Origin of the sequence: Bradyrhizobium sp. ORS 86 (genome assembly GCF_045571475.1) — a bacterium.
Lineage (GTDB): Bacteria > Pseudomonadota > Alphaproteobacteria > Rhizobiales > Xanthobacteraceae > Bradyrhizobium.
Map to the genome: position 1 here is coordinate 821,511 of NZ_CP120699.1, position 17,979 is coordinate 839,489.

Annotated in this window: 14 protein-coding genes; 8 read left to right on the plus strand and 6 right to left on the minus strand. The window is 63.0% G+C overall.

The window, feature by feature from the left end; all coding sequences use genetic code 11:
- Positions 1–170: 170 nt before the first annotated feature.
- The gene (locus P6U25_RS03700) at positions 171–986 is read right to left on the minus strand and encodes an MBL fold metallo-hydrolase (protein WP_407150107.1); all 816 of its coding nucleotides are present in this window, start codon (positions 984–986) and stop codon (positions 171–173) included.
- 173 nt (positions 987–1,159) lie between these two features.
- On the opposite strand from P6U25_RS03700, the gene P6U25_RS03705 reads away from it, so the two are divergent.
- Positions 1,160–2,098 carry an alpha/beta fold hydrolase gene (locus P6U25_RS03705; protein WP_407150108.1) on the plus strand — a complete coding sequence of 313 codons (939 nt, stop codon included), beginning with the start codon at positions 1,160–1,162 and terminating at the stop codon, positions 2,096–2,098.
- Positions 2,099–2,109: 11 nt separating this feature from the next.
- On the opposite strand, the gene P6U25_RS03710 is transcribed toward P6U25_RS03705, so the two are convergent.
- The 4 genes from P6U25_RS03710 to P6U25_RS03725 form a co-directional block, all read right to left on the minus strand.
- On the minus strand, positions 2,110–2,508 hold the full coding sequence (locus P6U25_RS03710) for a type II toxin-antitoxin system VapC family toxin (RefSeq protein WP_407150109.1): 399 nt from the start codon (positions 2,506–2,508) through the stop codon (positions 2,110–2,112).
- On the minus strand, positions 2,505–2,756 hold the full coding sequence (locus P6U25_RS03715) for an AbrB/MazE/SpoVT family DNA-binding domain-containing protein (RefSeq protein WP_407150110.1): 252 nt from the start codon (positions 2,754–2,756) through the stop codon (positions 2,505–2,507). The genes P6U25_RS03710 and P6U25_RS03715 overlap by 4 nt, the downstream gene beginning before the upstream one ends.
- 66 nt (positions 2,757–2,822) lie before the next feature.
- Positions 2,823–4,343, minus strand: a complete 1,521-nt coding sequence (locus P6U25_RS03720) for a permease (protein WP_407150111.1) — start codon at positions 4,341–4,343, stop codon at positions 2,823–2,825.
- Positions 4,340–5,092, minus strand: coding sequence for an ABC transporter ATP-binding protein (locus P6U25_RS03725; RefSeq protein ID WP_407150112.1), 753 nt, complete (start codon positions 5,090–5,092; stop codon positions 4,340–4,342). The genes P6U25_RS03720 and P6U25_RS03725 overlap by 4 nt, the downstream gene beginning before the upstream one ends.
- Positions 5,093–5,385: 293 nt before the next feature.
- On the opposite strand from P6U25_RS03725, the gene P6U25_RS03730 reads away from it, so the two are divergent.
- The 6 genes from P6U25_RS03730 to P6U25_RS03755 all read left to right on the plus strand — a co-directional run bounded on the left by P6U25_RS03730 (position 5,386) and on the right by P6U25_RS03755 (position 12,305).
- Positions 5,386–6,261 carry a branched-chain amino acid ABC transporter permease gene (locus tag P6U25_RS03730; protein WP_407150113.1) on the plus strand — a complete coding sequence of 292 codons (876 nt, stop codon included), beginning with the start codon at positions 5,386–5,388 and terminating at the stop codon, positions 6,259–6,261.
- A gap of 133 nt (positions 6,262–6,394) precedes the next feature.
- Positions 6,395–7,546, plus strand: coding sequence for a branched-chain amino acid ABC transporter permease (locus P6U25_RS03735; protein ID WP_407150114.1), 1,152 nt, complete (start codon positions 6,395–6,397; stop codon positions 7,544–7,546).
- The gene (locus P6U25_RS03740; RefSeq protein WP_407150115.1) at positions 7,543–8,301 is read left to right on the plus strand and encodes an ABC transporter ATP-binding protein; all 759 of its coding nucleotides are present in this window, start codon (positions 7,543–7,545) and stop codon (positions 8,299–8,301) included. The genes P6U25_RS03735 and P6U25_RS03740 overlap by 4 nt, the downstream gene beginning before the upstream one ends.
- 10 nt (positions 8,302–8,311) lie before the next feature.
- Positions 8,312–9,091, plus strand: coding sequence for an ABC transporter ATP-binding protein (locus tag P6U25_RS03745; protein ID WP_407150116.1), 780 nt, complete (start codon positions 8,312–8,314; stop codon positions 9,089–9,091).
- Positions 9,092–9,183: 92 nt separating this feature from the next.
- Complete coding sequence (locus tag P6U25_RS03750) at positions 9,184–11,055, plus strand: AMP-dependent synthetase/ligase (protein ID WP_407150117.1); 1,872 nt, start codon at positions 9,184–9,186, stop codon at positions 11,053–11,055.
- A 50-nt stretch (positions 11,056–11,105) separates the two neighbouring features.
- Positions 11,106–12,305 (plus strand): ABC transporter substrate-binding protein, encoded by a 1,200-nt coding sequence (locus P6U25_RS03755; RefSeq protein WP_407150118.1) that lies wholly within the window; start codon positions 11,106–11,108, stop codon positions 12,303–12,305.
- Between the two features lie 137 nt (positions 12,306–12,442).
- On the opposite strand, the gene P6U25_RS03760 is transcribed toward P6U25_RS03755, so the two are convergent.
- Positions 12,443–13,195, minus strand: a complete 753-nt coding sequence (locus P6U25_RS03760) for a transglutaminase-like cysteine peptidase (RefSeq protein ID WP_407150119.1) — start codon at positions 13,193–13,195, stop codon at positions 12,443–12,445.
- A 590-nt stretch (positions 13,196–13,785) separates the two neighbouring features.
- On the opposite strand from P6U25_RS03760, the gene P6U25_RS03765 reads away from it, so the two are divergent.
- Positions 13,786–17,940 carry a VCBS domain-containing protein gene (locus P6U25_RS03765; RefSeq protein ID WP_407150120.1) on the plus strand — a complete coding sequence of 1,385 codons (4,155 nt, stop codon included), beginning with the start codon at positions 13,786–13,788 and terminating at the stop codon, positions 17,938–17,940.
- Positions 17,941–17,979 lie beyond the last annotated feature (39 nt).

The following is a 17,979-nucleotide window of genomic DNA, read 5'->3' on the forward strand; positions in this document are numbered from 1 at the left end:
TGCCGGACGATCCCGAGTGAACACGCTAGAGCATACTCTAGGTCAAGCACGAAAAATGCCTCGCTAACGCAATCGTGTCAGGCCAAGCGCTTCAAGACGACGCTCGTCATTGCTGTCGGCTCGTCGCTATCGCCCCTCGCAATGACGGGGCTGGATAGAGTCACAGGCCCTCAGACGCCGTCGAGGATGATCACGGTCGGCGTGGCCGGCAGTGTATCTCGCGAAATCCTCAAGGTGCGCTCGCCGCCGCGTCGGTCGATCTCGAACTGCTTGCCGATCAATTGCATGAATTCGTCGAGCGGAGTCGCGAAGCGGTGCATCGGCAGCACCACGGAGGCGCGCAGCCGTCTGGTGATCTCGGAGATGCCGTCGAGCGACATCGTGTAAGTGCCGTCGATCGGCACCATCACGATGTCGAGCCGGCCGATCGCGGCAAACTGGCTGTCGTCGAGCTTGACGTGGAGGTGGCCGAGATGGCCGATGCAGAGGCCGGCGACCTCGAAGATGAAGATCGAGTTGCCGTCCTTGATCATCTCGCCGCCGGGGTCTTCGCCCCAGTAGCGGCGGATATCGGTGGTGACATTGCGGATGTAGACGTCGCCGATGCGCTCGGCGTAGTGCGCGGCCTCGCCGTTCTCGCCCCAGCCATGCAGCACGTGGGGAATCCGTGGATCGGGAAATAACGTATAATGCGTCGAATGCGCCCGGTTCATGGTGACGACGTCGGGCAACCGTCCGGTCTGGTAGACGCCGCTGTAGTCGGTCGCGATGCGGATGCCGCCGGGCGTGTCAATGTAATAGGTGGAATGGCCGGCGTAGGTGATCGCGACCTCGTCGGCCTTTGCCGCCGTGCGCCGGAGGCTGACCGGCGTCGCCCGCGGCGGCGCATTCGCCATCGCCAGGCACTCGCTGCGCTGGGGCTCCTGGGCTTCGGCGCGAGCAGCGAAGGCCCCGAACAGCACGAGCACCGCGAGCAATCTGAGCATGGAATGTTCCGTCTGTGACGACGTCCGGGGCGCGACAGTATCGCCGAATTGATCTCCCGTCATGATGGTGCCGACGCATCGCTCCTTGGCGCACGCTGCAACACGATTCCTGCGATTAATCCGGCCGGAGACGTTAGCATGCCGCTGATGCCATCAGATTTCCGGAGCCTGCCGTGATCAACGAAACCCCGGCGCCGCGCGCACCCTCGACCAAGCGGCTGGAACCGCTGCGTCACGTCGATGCGGGCGTGCTCAACATCGCTTATTACGAGGCCGGCCCCGCCGACGGCCCGGCCGTGATGCTGATGCACGGCTTTCCCTATGACATCCACTCCTACGTGGATGTCGCGCCGATGCTGGCGGCACAGGGCTGCCGCGTCATCGTGCCCTACCTGCGCGGCTATGGGCCGACGACATTTCGCGATAAGGCGACCCCGCGCTCGGGCGAGCAGGCCGCAGTCGGCGCCGATCTCATGGCGCTGATGAACGCACTCGGCATCAAGCGTGCAGTGTTCGCTGGCTATGATTGGGGCGGCCGTGCGGCTTCGGTCGGGGCAGCGCTCTGGTCGGAACGCTGCATCGGGTTGGTCTGCACCAACGGCTATATGATCCAGGACATCGCCAATGCGATGGTGCCGGCACGGCCGGAGCGCGAGGTGCCGCTCTGGTATCAGTACTACTTCCAGCTCGAGCGCGGCCGCGCGGGGCTTGCCGCCAACCGGAGCGGCATCGGCAAAATATTATGGTCGCAATGGTCGCCGGGCTGGCAATTCGATGACACCTGCTTCGAGCGCACCGCGGTTGCGTTCGATAACCCAGATTATGTCGACGTCGTGATCCACAGCTACCGCCACCGGTTCGGTCTTGCGGATGGTGATGCGCAATATGGCGAGCTGCAGCAGAAGCTCGCCGCATTGCCGGTGATTACGGTTCCGACAATAACGCTCGATGGGGCCGACGACGGTGTCACGCCCGCCCGCGACGGCAGCGCCAGCGCGGCGAAATACACCGCCCGCCGAGCCTATCGCGTGATCCCGCGCGCCGGCCACAATCTGCCGCAGGAGGCGCCGGAGGCATTTGCCGCCGCGGTGATGGATGTCATGAAGGGATAGCGACGTTTGCGCTACGACAGCAGCCGAGCGGACAAGCCCTGGGTTTCCATCAGCTTAACGGCCCGCTTGTCGAACGAGACAAAGGTGTCCGCGCCGAGCCAATGTCCTTCGAAGGCGATGACGCCGTCTGCGAAATCTCCGCCTGCGTCGAGCAAGGCGAGCCCCGCCTCGACCGCTGGACGATCGACCTGAACGTTCGCGCTGTCGATGAGCCGTCGGACGGCTTCAGTGATCCTGCCTGACGGTATCTTGTAGCCCTGCGAGAGGACCCAAACGAACTCGCAAAGCGCGGGCACGGAGATCGCGATCAGTTCAGCCTTCCGCAATGCTGCTTGGGCAAGCTTGGCTTGCTGTTCGTGGTCCTCGGTAACCGCACGAACCAGTACATTGGTGTCGGCCGTGATCTTCATCGCCTGCCGGCCCAACCGCGGGCGGCAATTTGGTTCATCTCTTCGATCGACAATGAAGGCCCATCGTTGTTCCTGAGAAAGCCGAAGACATCCGATATCTTCCCCGCGGGGCGGGCCGCTCTCACCTCAATCCGGCCGTCGGGAAGCTTGCTGACGATGATCTTCTCTCCCGGATGGACGCCCAGATGCTCGAGCACGTCCTTTCGTAAGGTAACCTGACCCTTGGTCGTGACGGTAAGGGTACTCATCGCGCACTTTCCTGTTCGTCCTGTGAATGTAAGGTAGAATTACCTTACCTTCAAGGGCCCTGGGGCTCATGCCCGCTTCGGGCTGATCTTCCAGGCGATGACGAGTGTCGCCAGCGTCAGCACGCCGCTGACAATCGCGGCCGCCGGAATCGTCAGCGCCAGCGCCGCGGTTGCGGCGCAGCCGATCGAGCAGAAGGCTTCCGCGAAGGTTGCGACGCGGGACGAGGTTTGACGCCGGCGGAACTGGCTGCGCCTGGCTTGTGCGCGGAACCAGAGCTGGACCGCGGCGGCTGATCCGGTTGCCATGATGACTGCAAGGGCGGTCACCGCAGCCTGCCATGGCGAAACAAATGCAAGCGCTCCGAGCAGCGGCGCGAAAATGACGGCGATCGCGATCAGCACCACCTCGATCTTGGCGCGGACCACGCGCGACGGCGGCAGCGGCGCGGTCGCCACCAGGTCGGCGGCGTCCTCGCCCGATATCGTCAGCCAGGCGAGACCGCCGGCGAGTTGGCCCGCAGCCATCACCACGACGGGCGTGATCAGCATGATCGCGGTCGACGAGTCCGAGAAGCTCCGCCACAGCATCAGCGCCGGCGGCACCAGATAAAGCATCTGCATCAGGCTCTGCGACAACAGCCACGGATCGCGACGCAGCAGCAGGAACTCCTTGCGGCGCAGCGCCTGCTGCCGCGAGCCGACCCGGAACGACCGATCGCGGCTGCACGTAACAGCCGCGGGATTGGCCGCCACGCTGATGACCGTGTCGGCGAATCGCGGCGCGAACACCACGATGACAATGCCTAGCGTGATGAGTGAGCCGGCGACCAGCAGTATCATCACCTCAAGGTCACCCAGCGCGGCGCGCGCCGGCCACCAGACGATACTGTCCGGGCCGGGCGCGATGCGCGCCGCGGTGTCGGAGGTCAGCACGGCAAAGCGCGAGAGCGTGCCGTAGGACAGGATCGCCACGATCTGCAGTGCGATCACGAAGCCTGCGCCGATGATGGCGGACACGATTTGCGCCACCAGCCGGGTTCGGCTCGGCCCGATCAGGCGGAACAGCAGCACCGCTGTGGCGATCGCGGCCGCCGCCGCCGACAGGCCGATCGCGACGACGACGCCGAAGCCCGCAAGCCAGTGCGCGCCGCCGAGCATGGCCAGCACGTCGACGAATGGCGCCGATAGCAGCAGCGCCATGCCGGTCACCGACATCCCGATCGCGGCGATGCGGGCGGAGAAGATGTTGGTGAGATTCGCCGGCGACGACATGATCAGGTCGAGATCTGCGCGGGCATAGAACACGCGCGTCACCGATTCGATCGCCTGCGACAGCATCAGCGCCCAGGACAGCAGGATCGTCGCGGTCAGCACGATCAGCGACGAGGGATCGAGCGGAAACTGCATATCGGCAAAGCGGCCGACGACGGCGTAGGCCGGCAAATGCAGGATCGCGGCGACGATCAGGAGCCCGATCACGGCGCGGTTGCGGCGCCGCCGGCCGCCCGTCATCATCGCCAGCCATTCACGCCAGGCGAGGCGGAATTCGTGGCGGGCGAACCAGGAGAGGTGGGCGGCCGAGCTCACGCGGCCGCCGCTTCGGTATCGACCAGCGCGATGAACATGTCTTCCAGACTGGTGTCGGTGCGGCCGTTCTGCTGGCGCAGTTCGGCGAGCGTGCCTTCGGCGATCAGTTTGCCGGCCGCGATGACGCCGATCCGGTCGGCCATGCGCTCGGCGACCTCGAGAATGTGGGTCGTCATGATCACGGTGCAGCCGGCGTGCACCCGCGCTTGCAGCAAGCCCTTGACGTGGCGCGCCGACAGCGCATCGAGGCCGGTCAAGGGCTCGTCGAGAATGATCAAGCGGGGATCGTGCACCAGCGCGCCGGCGAGCGCCACCTTCTGGCGCATGCCCTTGGAGAATCCCTCGCAGCGTTCGTGGAGATGCGGCTCGAGCCCGAGCGACACCAGGAGATCGCGCGCCGAGGTCTCGGATTGCCGGGGATCGACGCCCCACAGGCCGGCGACGAATTCGAGGTACTCCAGCGGGGTCAGCTTGTCGTAGATCATCGGCTCGTCCGACACCCAGGCCATCACCTGCTTGGCGGCGACCGGATCCGACAGCGCATCGATGCCGAGCACCCCCACCGAGCCGGCGTCGGGGCGCAGCAGCCCCGCCACCATACGCAGCGTCGTGGTCTTGCCGGCGCCGTTCGGCCCGAGCAGCGCATAGAACTCGCCGACACGCACAGTGAGATCAAGCGTATCGACCGCCGGGCGGTCAAAACGCTTCGTTAACCCTCGCACCTCGAGTGCGGATAGTCCTGCCGTCATGATGTGTGGCGATCCCGGAGTTCGCTCTTCGGTTGCGTACCTTGGGCAAAAACCGTTTCAGCGTGGTGAATCATCTCAGGCAAATCGAACGCGTTATGAACAAAACTCCGCGCGGCGGCATATCTCGGCAATTGTGATAACGCCCGGCCACCGTGCCTTTGTTGACAGGGATCAGGGCTTTTGGCTCAATTGGGGTGGGACATAGGCAGCCTTCAGCGCTCCCGGCACAGGGCGCGAAGGCGGGATGCACAAAGGCGATCGGCACGAATCGCCAGTGCATCGGGGAGGGAACGATGCTGGACTTTGTTCAGCAGCTCGTCAGCGGCATTGCGCTTGGCTGCGTTTACGGCCTGATCGCGCTTGGCTTCGTGCTGGTCTACAAGGCAACCGAGGTCGTCAATTTCGCGCAAGGCGATTTGATGATGCTGGGCGGCTTCTTCGCCTTCACCTTCATCGGCATGCTCGGGCTGAACTACTGGGTCGGCTTCGCCGGCGCGGTGATCTGCATGGCGCTGTTCGGCATGCTGGCCGAGCGGCTGGTGGTGCGGCCGATCCTGGGCTACCCGCAATTCTCCATCATCATGGCGACGATCGGGCTCGGCTATTTCCTGCGCTCGGTCGCCGGCATGATCTGGGGCACCGATGACTTCAAGATCGACACGCCGTTCAGCCGGGGCGTGCTCCGGATCGGCAGCCTGGTGCTCGCCTATGACAAGCTCTCGGTGATCGCGGCGACCATCATCCTGTGCGCGCTGCTTTATCTGTTCTTCAACCGTACCACGCTCGGCACCGCGATGCGCGCGAGTTCCGAGAACATGCTGGCTGCCTACTACATGGGCATTCCGGTCAAGCGCGTGGTGTCGATCGTCTGGGCGATCTCGGCGGCGGTCGCGACCTGCGCCGGCGTGCTGCTGGCGCCGATCACCTTCATCCATTCCAATGTGGGACTGGTGTTGGGGCTGAAGGCATTTCCGGCCGCGGTGCTCGGCGGCTTCGGCTCGATCCCCGGCGCTGTCGTCGGCGGCGTCCTAATCGGAGTGATCGAGAGCATGGCCGGCTTCTATCTGCCGCAGGGGTGGAAGGATGTTGCGCCCTATATCGTGCTGCTCGCGGTGCTGCTGCTCAAGCCGGAGGGCTTGTTCGGCGTTCACGCCCGCAAGAAGGTCTAGAGCATGATCCGGAAAAGTGGAAAGCGGCTTTCCCTCGCGACAAACGCGGAACGCGTTTGCGCGCAGATCATGCTCAAACGGGGAGACAAGATCATGATGCGATTAAATCGCATCATGATCTAGGGAGCAACGCATGCGCTTTCTCTTCAAGACCGACTACGAGGACGACATCAAGCTGTTCCCACATTCGGGCTATGTCTATTCCTATGGCCTGCTGCTGGCGGCGCTGCTGATCGCGCCCTATGTGCTCTCAAGCTATCTGATGAGCCAGCTCGTCTTCGTCTGTATCTATGCGACCGTCGGCGTCGGGCTCATGATCCTGACCGGCTTCACCGGGCAGGCCTCGCTCGGCCACGCCGCCTTCCTCGCCATCGGCGCCTATACCGCGGCCTATATGCAGCAATTCAACGTGCCGTTCCCCGTCTACTTCCTCGCGGCGGGGCTGTTGACCGGCGTGGTCGGCGCGCTGGTCGGGTTTCCGGCGCTGCGGCTGCAGGGCATCTATCTCGTGATCGCGACGATCTCCTTTGCCTTCATCGTCGAGGAGATCATGGCGCGCTGGGAAAGCGTGACAAATGGCAATGAGGGCATGCGGGTCAAGACCATTCAGTTGCTCGGCACCACGGTGTCGCGCGACGGCCCGACCTTCTACTATCTCTGCCTCGCGCTGCTGGTGCTGACCATCGTCGGCACGCTCAACCTGTTGCGGTCGCCGACCGGGCGTGCCTTCGTTGCGATCCGCGACAGCGAGACGGCCGCGCGCAGCATGGGCATCAACGTCTCGCTCTACAAGGTGAAGTCGTTCGCGATCTCGGCCGCGATCACCGGCTTTGCCGGCGTGCTGTTCGCGCACAAGCTCTCCTTCATCTCGCCGGAGATGTTCACGCTGCAGCTTTCGATCGAGTTCATCATCGTGATTTTGATCGGCGGCATCTTCAGCCTGCACGGCGCGGTGCTGGGCGCGATCTTCCTCGTCATGATCGATCCGTTCCTGACTTATCTGAAGGACGACCTGCCGGGTGTGATCGCCGGCGTTGCGGCGACGCTTGGCGCGGGACCCGAGCGTGCAGGCCATATCCAGGATGCGGTCTCCGCCATTGCGTCCGCCAATGGGCTGAAGGGCGCGATCTACGGCATCATCATCGTGGTGTTCGTGCTGTTCGAGCCGCTCGGGCTCTACGGCCGCTGGCTGAAGATCAAATTGTTCTTCCAACTCTTCCCGCTCTACAAGCGTGCGACGTTCAAGCGGCAGAAGATCTACGTGAAATCGGAGCGGAACCGATGAGCTATTTCCGCGCCGAGAACCTGTCCCTGCACTTCGGCGGCCTGAAAGCCGTCGACGCCGTCAGCTTCGCGGTCGAGAAGGGCGAGATTCTTTCGATCATCGGGCCGAACGGCGCCGGGAAAAGCTCGATCTTCAACCTGATCTCGCGGATCTATCCGCCGACCTCGGGCCGGATCTTCTTCGAGGACCAGGATATCACGCAGCAGCCGGCCTACGATATCGCCGGGCTCGGCATCGCGCGCACCTTCCAGAACATCGAGCTGTTCGAGAACGCCACCGTGCTGAGCAATCTCCTGGTCGGCCGCCATCGCCATTCCACCACGCAGCTCTGGCAGGAATTGCTGTTCCTGCCGAGCGTGCGCGCCAACGAGAAGATGCATCGCCGCCGGGTCGAGCAGGTGATCGAATTCCTCGATCTGGAGCCCTACCGCGACAAGCTGATCTCCGGATTGCCCTACGGCGTGCGCAAGGTGATCGAGCTGGCGCGGGCGCTGTGCTCGGAGCCGAAGCTGATCCTGCTCGACGAGCCGTCCTCGGGCCTCAATGTCGAGGAGACCGACGACATGTCGTTCTGGATTCGCGACATGAAGAGCGAGCTCGGCGTCACCGTGCTGATGGTCGAGCACGACATGACGCTGGTCAACCGCGTCTCGGACCGCGTCGTCGCGCTGAACTACGGGCGCGTGCTGGCGATGGGATCGCCATCGGAGGTGCAGCAACATCCCGACGTCGTCGCGGCCTATCTCGGTGCATGAGGGTGATGTGATGAGCTCACCCGACATCATCCTGAAGCTCAGCAACATCGAAAGCTATTACGGGCCGATCATGGCGATCAGAGGCATCAGCCTCGAGGTACCGCGCGGCCAGATCGTCACGCTGCTCGGCGCCAATGGCGCCGGCAAGACCACGGTGCTGAAGACCATTTCCGGCATCCTCGATCCGCAGAAGGGCACGATCGAGTTCCTGGGCAGGCCGATCCAGCGCATGGAAGCCGACAAGATCGTGCGGCTTGGCTTGAGCCACGTGCCCGAGGGACGCGAGGTGTTCCCGTTCCTGTCGGTGCGCGAGAACCTGATGATGGGCGCCTATCCGCGCCACGACCGCGACGGCGTGGCGAAGGATCTCGAGCGCGTCTACGGTTATTTTCCACGGCTGAAGGAACGGCTCGATCAACCGGCGGGGCAGCTCTCCGGCGGCGAGCAGCAGATGCTGGCGATCGGGCGGGCGCTCATGAACCGGCCGACGCTGCTGCTGCTCGACGAGCCGTCGCTGGGTCTGTCGCCGATCCTGGTGAAGGAGATCTTCACCATCATCCGCCGCGTCAACGAGGAGCAGGGCATGTCGATCCTGCTGGTCGAGCAGAACGCCAAGATCGCGCTGGAGACGGCGCATTACGGGTACGTGCTGGAGACCGGCCGCGTCGTCATGAACGATAGCTGCGACCGGCTGATGAATTCACCCGACATCCAGGAGTTCTATCTCGGCGCCAAGGAGGCCGGCGCGCGGGGCGAACGGCGCTGGAAAAAGAAGAAGACATGGCGTTGAGCGGTAGTTGGAGCTAGATTTCAGGCTCGTTTCGCGAACAAGACCGGCGATCGATCCGGCGCGCGGGGCAGGCGGCAGAGGAGGAAGCGCGCATGGCCGGACCGGCGGTGCTGACGGTCGCCGACACGATCGCGGGGAGTTTTCTGCTCGCGGTGAAGACGCGCGGCGACACGCCCGCGATCCGCGAGAAGAAGTTCGGCATCTGGCAGCCGACGAGCTGGCGCGAATGGCTGCAGATATCCAAGGATGTTGCCTATGCCCTGCACGCGACCGGCTTCCGCCCCGGCAACGTCGCCTCGATCATCGCCAATGCGGTGCCGGAATGGGTCTATGCCGACATGGGCATCCTGTGCGCCGGGGGCGTGTCGTCCGGCATCTACCCGACGGACTCGCCGGCGCAGGTTGAATATCTGATCAACGATTCCCGCACCAGGATCGTGTTCGTCGAGGACGAGGAGCAGCTCGACAAGGTGCTGGCGTGCCGCGTGCGCTGCCCGACGCTGGAGAAGATTGTCATCTTCGACATGGAGGGGTTGAGCGGCTTCTCCGATCCGATGGTGCTGTCGCTCGCCGAATTCATGGCGCTTGGCCGTAACCATGCGCAGGGCAACGAGGCCTTGTGGGAGGAGATGACCGGCAGCCGCGCCGCCTCCGATCTCGCGATCCTGGTCTACACCTCGGGCACGACCGGTCCGCCCAAGGGGGCGATGCATTCCAACCGCAGCGTGACGCACCAGATGCGCCACGCCAACGACTTGTTTCCGTCAACCGACAGCGAGGAGCGGCTGGTGTTCCTGCCGCTGTGCCATGTCGCCGAACGGGTCGGCGGCTACTACATCTCGGTCGCACTGGGCTCCGTGATGAACTTCGCCGAGAGCCCGGAGACGGTGCCCGACAATCTGCGCGAGGTGCAGCCGACCGCGTTTCTCGCGGTGCCCCGGATCTGGGAGAAGTTCTATTCGGGCATCACCATTGCGTTGAAGGACGCGACCCCGTTCCAGAACTGGATGTATGCCCGCGCGCTCGCGATCGGTCATCGCATGGCCACGTGCCGGCTCGAGGGCGAGATGCCGCCATTGTCACTCAGGCTTTTGAACCGCGCAGCCTATTGGCTGGTGTTCCGCAACATCCGCCGCATGCTCGGGCTCGACCGCTGCAGGATCGCGTTCACCGGCGCGGCGCCGATCTCGCCGGACCTGATCCGCTGGTATCTCGCGCTCGGCATCGACATGCGCGAGGTCTACGGCCAAACCGAGAATTGCGGCGTCGCCACCATGATGCCGGCGGCCCGCATCAAGCTCGGCTCGGTCGGCAAGGCTGCGCCGTGGGGTGAGGTGATGATCTGTCCGAAGGGCGAGATTCTGATCAGGGGCGACTTCCTGTTCATGGGCTATCTCAATCAGCCGGAGAAGACCGCGGAGACGATCGACGCCAGGGGCTGGCTGCACACCGGTGACGTCGGTACGATCGATAACGAAGGCTATGTGAAGATCACCGACCGGATGAAGGACATCATCATCACCTCGGGCGGCAAGAACATCACACCCTCGGAGATCGAGAACCAACTCAAATTCTCGCCCTATGTCTCGGACGCGGTCGTGATCGGCGACAAGCGGCCGTATCTGACCTGCCTGATCATGATCGACCAGGAGAATGTCGAGAAATACGCCCAGGATCACGACATCCCCTTCACCAATTACGCGAGCCTGTGTCGCGCCCGCGAGATCCAGGACCTGATCCAGCGCGAGGTCGAGACGGTGAACGCCGGCTTCGCGCGCGTCGAGACCATCAAGAAATTCCATCTGATCGAGCGTCAGCTCACGCCGGAAGACGAGGAGCTGACGCCGACCATGAAGCTGAAGCGCAGTTTTGTGAACAGGCGCTACGCGGCCGAGATCGACGCGATGTATGGCGAGCACGCGGTCGCGCAGGCCGTCATGCGCGAGCAAATGGCGAAGGCGTGAGTAAGGCCCGGCCCTTCGCTCAACACGGGCCATCGAAGGAGGAGACTGCAATGTCGAAATCGCTGAAAGCGCTGGGCCTTGCGGTGAGCGCCCTGGCGCTGACCTGCCTGCCGGCCGCGGCCCAGACCAAGGTCACCAACGAAGGCATCTCGCCGACCGAGATCGTGATCGGGACGCATCAGGACCTCTCGGGCCCGATCAAGGTCTGGGGCGTTCCGGTGTCCAACGGCATGAAGATGGCGGTGGAGGAGATCAATGCAAGCGGCGGCATCAACGGCCGCAAGCTCAAGATGATTTTGGAAGATAACGGCTATGATCCGAAGAAGGCCGTGCTGGCCTCGCAGAAGATGGTCGAGCGCGACAAGATCTTCGCCATGATTGGGCCGATGGGTTCCCCGACCGTGCTCGCCGCGCAGGATATCCTGTTCGACGCCGGCGTGTTGCAACTGTTCCCGCTGACCGCAGCCGAGTTCACCTTCAAGTTCGATCCGAGCAAGCCGCAGGAGCGGCTCAAGTTCAATAACCTGCTGCCCTATGTCGAGAGCACGCGCGCCGCGCTCAAATACATGATGGACTGGAAGAACTTCAAGAAGCCCTGCATCATGCATCAGGACGACGAGTACGGCAAAAACGTGCTCGACGGCTTCAACCAGCAGCTCGCGGCGATGAAGGTGCAGCCCGCCTCGATCACGAGCTACAAGCGCGGCGCTTCCGACTTCTCGGCACAGGTTGCCAAGATGAAGGCTGATGGCTGTGATCTCGTCGTGCTCGGTACGGTGATCCGCGAGACTATCGGCGCGATGAGCGAGGCCAGGAAGCTCGGCTGGGATGTGACCTTCCTCGGCGCCACGCCGACCAACGTGCTCGAAGTGCCGACGCTGGGCAAGGAAGCGGTGGAAGGGCTCTATGCGGCCTCAGGCTTCGAGATCCCCTATGAGGACACCGCCAAGGGCAAGGTGAAGGACTGGCTCGTCAGCTACAAGAAGATGTTCGGCACCGAGGCCAATACGCAGGCGATCATCGGATATAATGCCGTGATGACCTTTGCCTTCTACGCGCAGAAGGCCGGCAAGGACCTCACCGGGCAGAAGATGCTGGACTCGCTGGAGTCGGGTGACAAGTTCCTCGATATCTTCAACTCGCCGCCGACCAAGTTCTCCAAGACCGACCACCTCGCCAACACCATCACCCAGGTGCAGCAGGTCAAGAACGGTCGCTGGGTCCTGGTAAAGGACAATCTGATGTTCTGAGCGGTTGGCTCGGATCGAGTTACGGCCCTGTTGGTAAACTCCACGACGAAGCAATCCACCTTTCCGCGGAAGGATGGATTGCTTCGCTTTCGTTCCCAATGACGCTTTCGGCCGTTGCCGTCCTGTGGGATGTCTCGTCAATCCCTTTGCGTCGCCGGCCGAACCGCGGCCTCGATGACGGGCGCAGCGCCGACATATTGGCTGACGCCGTGCTGGTCGATCACGAAGGTCGGCCGGAAATTCATAATGCCCGAATCCTCGATCATCGCCATGCGGCGGTTGTCGAGCATGAGCCAGCGGCCGTCGAGCCGCGCGGCGACGATGGCGTGATCTTCGCCGCCAAGCCGGTCGTGCAGGATGACGATCCGCAAATCCTCAGGTGCAACGCCGGCCTCTCGCAGCGCCACGAATTTCGCGATGGCATAGTCCTCGCAGTCGCCCGCGCCCTTGGCCAAGGTGGCGAGTGGCGCGGTCCATAGGTCGATCTCGCCGTAAAGCGCGAGATCGCTGCCTGGGCGGATCGCAAGATTGACGGCGCGATTGATCTCGCCCAGCCTGGCGCGGCCCTCGCGCGCCCGGCCGGCATCGATGATCGCAAGGAAGCGCAACGCCTCCGGCGACCCGCAGCCCTCGCGATCGCCGTCGCAGTGCGCAAGCTGAACAAGCTCATCGGCAAGCTGGCGCTGCACACCGAGCCATTTGTCGTGCAGCCCGCCGTTGGCGAGCAGAGTGGTCGGCAACCCGAATGGCTCGGTTGATTTTCCGATCAACTCGGCCGGACCGGGCGTCAGCAGCGACGCGGCGTTGAGCTTAGCAGCCGGCGTGAGCCAGATCAGGCTGCAGACGAGCACGACGCCGCGCAGCGCGCGGGAACGAAGTGAGACCGGCATGTGACACCCCCGTCCGGGCATCGGCGAGGTGATTTAAACCCTGACGTGACCGGATCGTTCGTGCCGTCACGGTGGAACACGATGTTTTGAATCTGCTTAAAAACCGTCGAATCGCGCTCAGACGCGCAAAAGATGCTGAAAGCCGCCTCGTCGGCGTCCCGAAAACTTTATCGGTTTTGTGAATGCGTCGGCCGAACCTTTTACCGCCTGCCGGCGCCCTATCCTTGCTTTCTGGTTAATCCGGCGAGGCCGCACGGAATTGTACGATTTTGTAAGCCAATTCACAGCTTTAGCCGGAAACTTGGGCTCAAATCTCTTGTCGGATTTGATAGAAAATAGAGGCAAGTAGAAATATGCCGGTCAATACCACGAATACGTGGATCAATACTTGTTCAGCTCAGATCCCACCTCAAATCACCCGAAATCAAGCTCAAAATACACAAGATTCGGAGGGCTGGCGCGGGATCGAGACCGCGGCCAGATCGTCATTGCGTAAAGATGGGATGGTTTCGCCGGATTCCGTCAGATGATATGCAAGCATAGTCGTTTGCTTATTCTGTAAATATTTCCCTTACATGCGGTGATCCGCGGTGAATTTTGTCGATAAATTCGACGGCTTCTTGCCGAGCCTGGACGCTCACGCCCGGGGGCAGCTCCATGTCGACAGCATTTCGGGACATGCGCCACCCGGCGCGATCGTCGTTGACGACGCGCAACTGCTGTTCACCGGCGACTTCAAACGGTCCGGCCTCGATCTGGTCCTGTCGAAGGACGATCGCGAGCTGGTCCTGCACGACTACTTCAGGGGTGAAAAACGCGCGCCCCTGGCCTCGCCCGACGGCGCGCATCTCACCGGCGATATCGTCAACGCGCTCACTGGATATACGCAATTTGCCCAGGCCGGCGGTGCTGTTGAACCGCCGAAGGTCATCGGTCACGTCAGCAAGCTTGTCGGCAGTGCCACCGTAGTTCGCAACGGCGTCGCGGTCGTGCTGAACCAGGGCGATAACGTCTACAAGGGCGACGTGGTCCAGTCCGGAGCCAGCTCGACGCTCGGCATCACCTTCATCGACGGCACTGTGTTCGGTCTCGGGCCGAACGCGAAGATGGTGCTGAACGAAATGGTCTACGACCCGAACGGGTCGAACAATTCTTCGCTGCTGAGCCTGGTGCAGGGCACGATCTCGTTCGTCGCCGGCGCAACCGCCAAGCACGGCGACATGAAGGTCGATACGCCGGTCGCGACCATGGGCATTCGCGGCACGGCGGTGCTGGTCGAAATCGACTTCGACGTGCAGGGAACGGGCGGTGTACCGCCGGCCAAATTCCAGGTGCTGGTCGAGCCGGACGGTTCAACCGGCTCCTACATCCTGTTCGACAAGACGACGCTCAATCCGATCGCGACCGTCGATCAGGCCGGCACGCAAACCGTCGTCAATGGTGCGGGCAGCGTCAGCTTCCTGTCCTCTGCGCAACTGTCGACCGATGCGCAGAAGCTGATCTCCGACGTCTTCGCGCTGAAGTTCACCGATAACACCAACCCAAATACCAAGCTTACATCGAACTTCACCGATTCGATCGTCCCGACCACGACCGGGTTCAAGTTTTCCGGCGCCGATGGCGGCGCGCCCGCAATTTTCGTGCTCAACTTTGTCAACATTAGCCCGGCGCAGAGCAGCAGCGTCGCGGCCAAGAGCCGCGACCATATTCCTGGCCCGCCGGAGGTCGTGACGTTCGATGTTGCGTTTGTCGAGCAGGCCGGGCTGACCCATAGCGGGTCCCCTGACACGGCTTCGAGCGTGATCAGATGGTTTGACATCAACCCCGGCGACACGCCCAGCGCGAAGGCGAGTTTCAGCTCGTTCACCTACCGGAATGCCCAAAGCAACGACGTTACCTCATCGCTGACGACGCAACAGCTCGCGGCCATCAAGGCGACCGAGATCCCGCTGCTTGTCGAACAGACGCCGGGCAACAGGAATATCGGCTCTGCGACGTGGAGCTATAGCCTGCCGGATGCGGCCTTCGATTTCCTGGCCGCTGGCGAGACATTGACGCTGACCTACACGGCGCGCGTCGACAACAATTTCGCACTGTTCAACGAGACCGCGTTCAAGACCTTCACCATCACGATCACCGGCACCAATGATACGCCGATCGTGACATCGTTGACGCAGGCGGCGACGATCACCGAGACTCCATGGACGACGAATTCCGCCGTGGCGGATACGGCGCACGGGACGATCACCTTCACCGATCCGGACCTGACCGACACTCACAAGGTCACCATCACCGGCGTCACCGAATCCGGCGTCACCACCGGTCTTGCCGACCACGCGACGGTGCTGAGCTGGCTGTCGCTCGGTGCATTGACCGATTCGACCGATGGCGTGACGGGATCGCGATCCTGGACGTTCTCGGCCGCCGACAAAAGTTTCGACTATCTCGCGGCCGGCGAGACACTCACGCTCACCTACCTGGTTCAGATTGACGATCATCACGGCGGTGTGGTCATGCTGCCCGTCACGATCGAGGTCGTCGGCACCGATGACAGGCCGGTGATCATGTCGCCAGCGCAGGCCGCTGCGATCACCGAAGCCCTCGGGGTCACCGGCTCGCTGCAGCCCGACACCGCTTCCGGCACGGTGACCTTCACCGACGTCGATCTCAGCGACACCCATAGCGTGACTGTCGCTGCTGTGACCGAGTCCGGTGTCACCACGGGACTTGCCGATCGGGCGACCGTGCTGAGCTGGCTGTCGCTGGGGGCGCTCACCGATTCGACCAATGGCGTGACCGGGTCGCGCTCCTGGACGTTCTCAGCCGCCGACAAGAATTTCGACTACCTCGCTGCCGGCGAGACGTTGACGCTCGTCTACAGCATTCAGGTCGACGATCATCACGGCGGCCTTGCTACCGAGCCCGTCACCATCACCATCACCGGCACCAACGACGTGCCCGTCATCACGTCGGCTCCGCAGGCGGCTGCGATCACGGAGATGCTGGATACGACCAGTTCGCTGACGCCCGATGTGGTTTCTGGCGCGGTGACGTTCACCGACGTCGACCTCAGCGACACTCACACTGTGAGCATCACCGGCCTGGCCGAGTCCGGTATCACCACCGGCCTCGCCGACCAGGAGACGGTGCTGAGCTGGTTGTCGCTGGGCCCGCTGGCGGATTCGACCAATGGCGTGACGGGATCGAGCCCGTGGACCTTCTCGGCCGCGGATAGCAATTTCGACTATCTCGCCGCCGGCGAGACGTTGACCCTCACTTACACGGTCGAGGTCAACGACCATCACGGCGGGGTGGTGACCCAGCCCGTCACGATCACCGTCACCGGCACCAACGACGCGCCCATCGTCACGTCGGCACCGCAGACTGCTGCTATCACCGAAATGCCGGACGCGAGCGGCTCATCCACGCCGGACACCGCTGAAGGCACGATCACCTTCACCGATCCAGATCTTAGCGACACGCACGCCGTGTCCATCGCCAGCGTAACCGAGACCGGGTCAACCTCCGGCCTTCCGGAGCAAAGCGTCGTGATGAGCTGGTTGTCGCTCGGCAACTGGAGCGATTCCACCGGCGGCGTGACGGGATCAAGCGGCTGGACGTTCTCGGCTGCGGACAAGAATTTCGACTATCTTGCTGCCGGGGAGACGCTGACGCTCACCTACATGATCCAGATCGCGGACGATCATGGCGGCATGACCACCCAACCTGTCACGATTACGATTGACGGGTCCAACGACGCGCCGACACTCGCCGACCTTGGGACGGTCCTCGCTCCCGCGGCCGACGGCAGCTTCGGCGAGCTTGCTGGCACGCTCCACGGGTCGGATGTCGACGACGGCGAGACCGCAACGCTGGTCTATGGTGCGCTCGATGCATCGCATCAGGCGACGAACACGGCGATTCAGGGCCTTTACGGATCGCTGACGGTGAATGCCGACGGCACCTATACGTATGTTCCCGACGCCGCCGCAATCAAGGCGCTCCCCGCGGGTGCCTACACCGACACGTTCGGCATTGAGACCACCGACGTTCACGGCGCCATGGGTACGAGCACGCTGACGATCGATATTCTCGGCGCCGGCGCCGTTCCGGTGCTCAACGTCGACAATCTCACCGTGACGCACGATGCCGTCAATGGCACCGACACGATTTCAGGTCTGACAGTCACGGATGCCGGAGCCAGCGCCAACGAGGCCTTCACCCTGACGGCCGCGACGGCCAGCTCAGGCAGCAGCGTCGATCCTGCGTCCGACACAGGGAATCTGTCCCACGTCAACGCCACGCTGGCATCCGGCCTCACTTATCACGAAGGCGGCGATGCACCGACGGACACCGTTACGATCTCGGTGGCCGACAGCTACGGGACAGATACAGTTAATCTGATTTTCAATGTCCAGCAGAGTCCGACTGCGCCGGTGACGCTGACGAGCACGACTGACAAGGATGTGCTGTTCGGCACACCGGGTCATCAGGATCAGTTCGTGTTCGCGCCGAACTTCAATCACGATACGATCATGAATTTCACGCCCGGCCAGGACCATATCGATCTGTCCGCAGTCGTATCGACCGCCGACGCGGCCACCTGGTTCAACCAGCACGTTGCGGTCTCTCCGACGAATTCGGCCGATACGCTGATCACGATCGACGCCGCGGACACGATTACGCTGCATGGGGTCGCCAAGGCGAGCCTGTCGCAGAACGACTTCCTCCTTCATATCGCCTGACCGGCGTACGGCGCCCTGCCATCGGCCCCGACCGTCAGC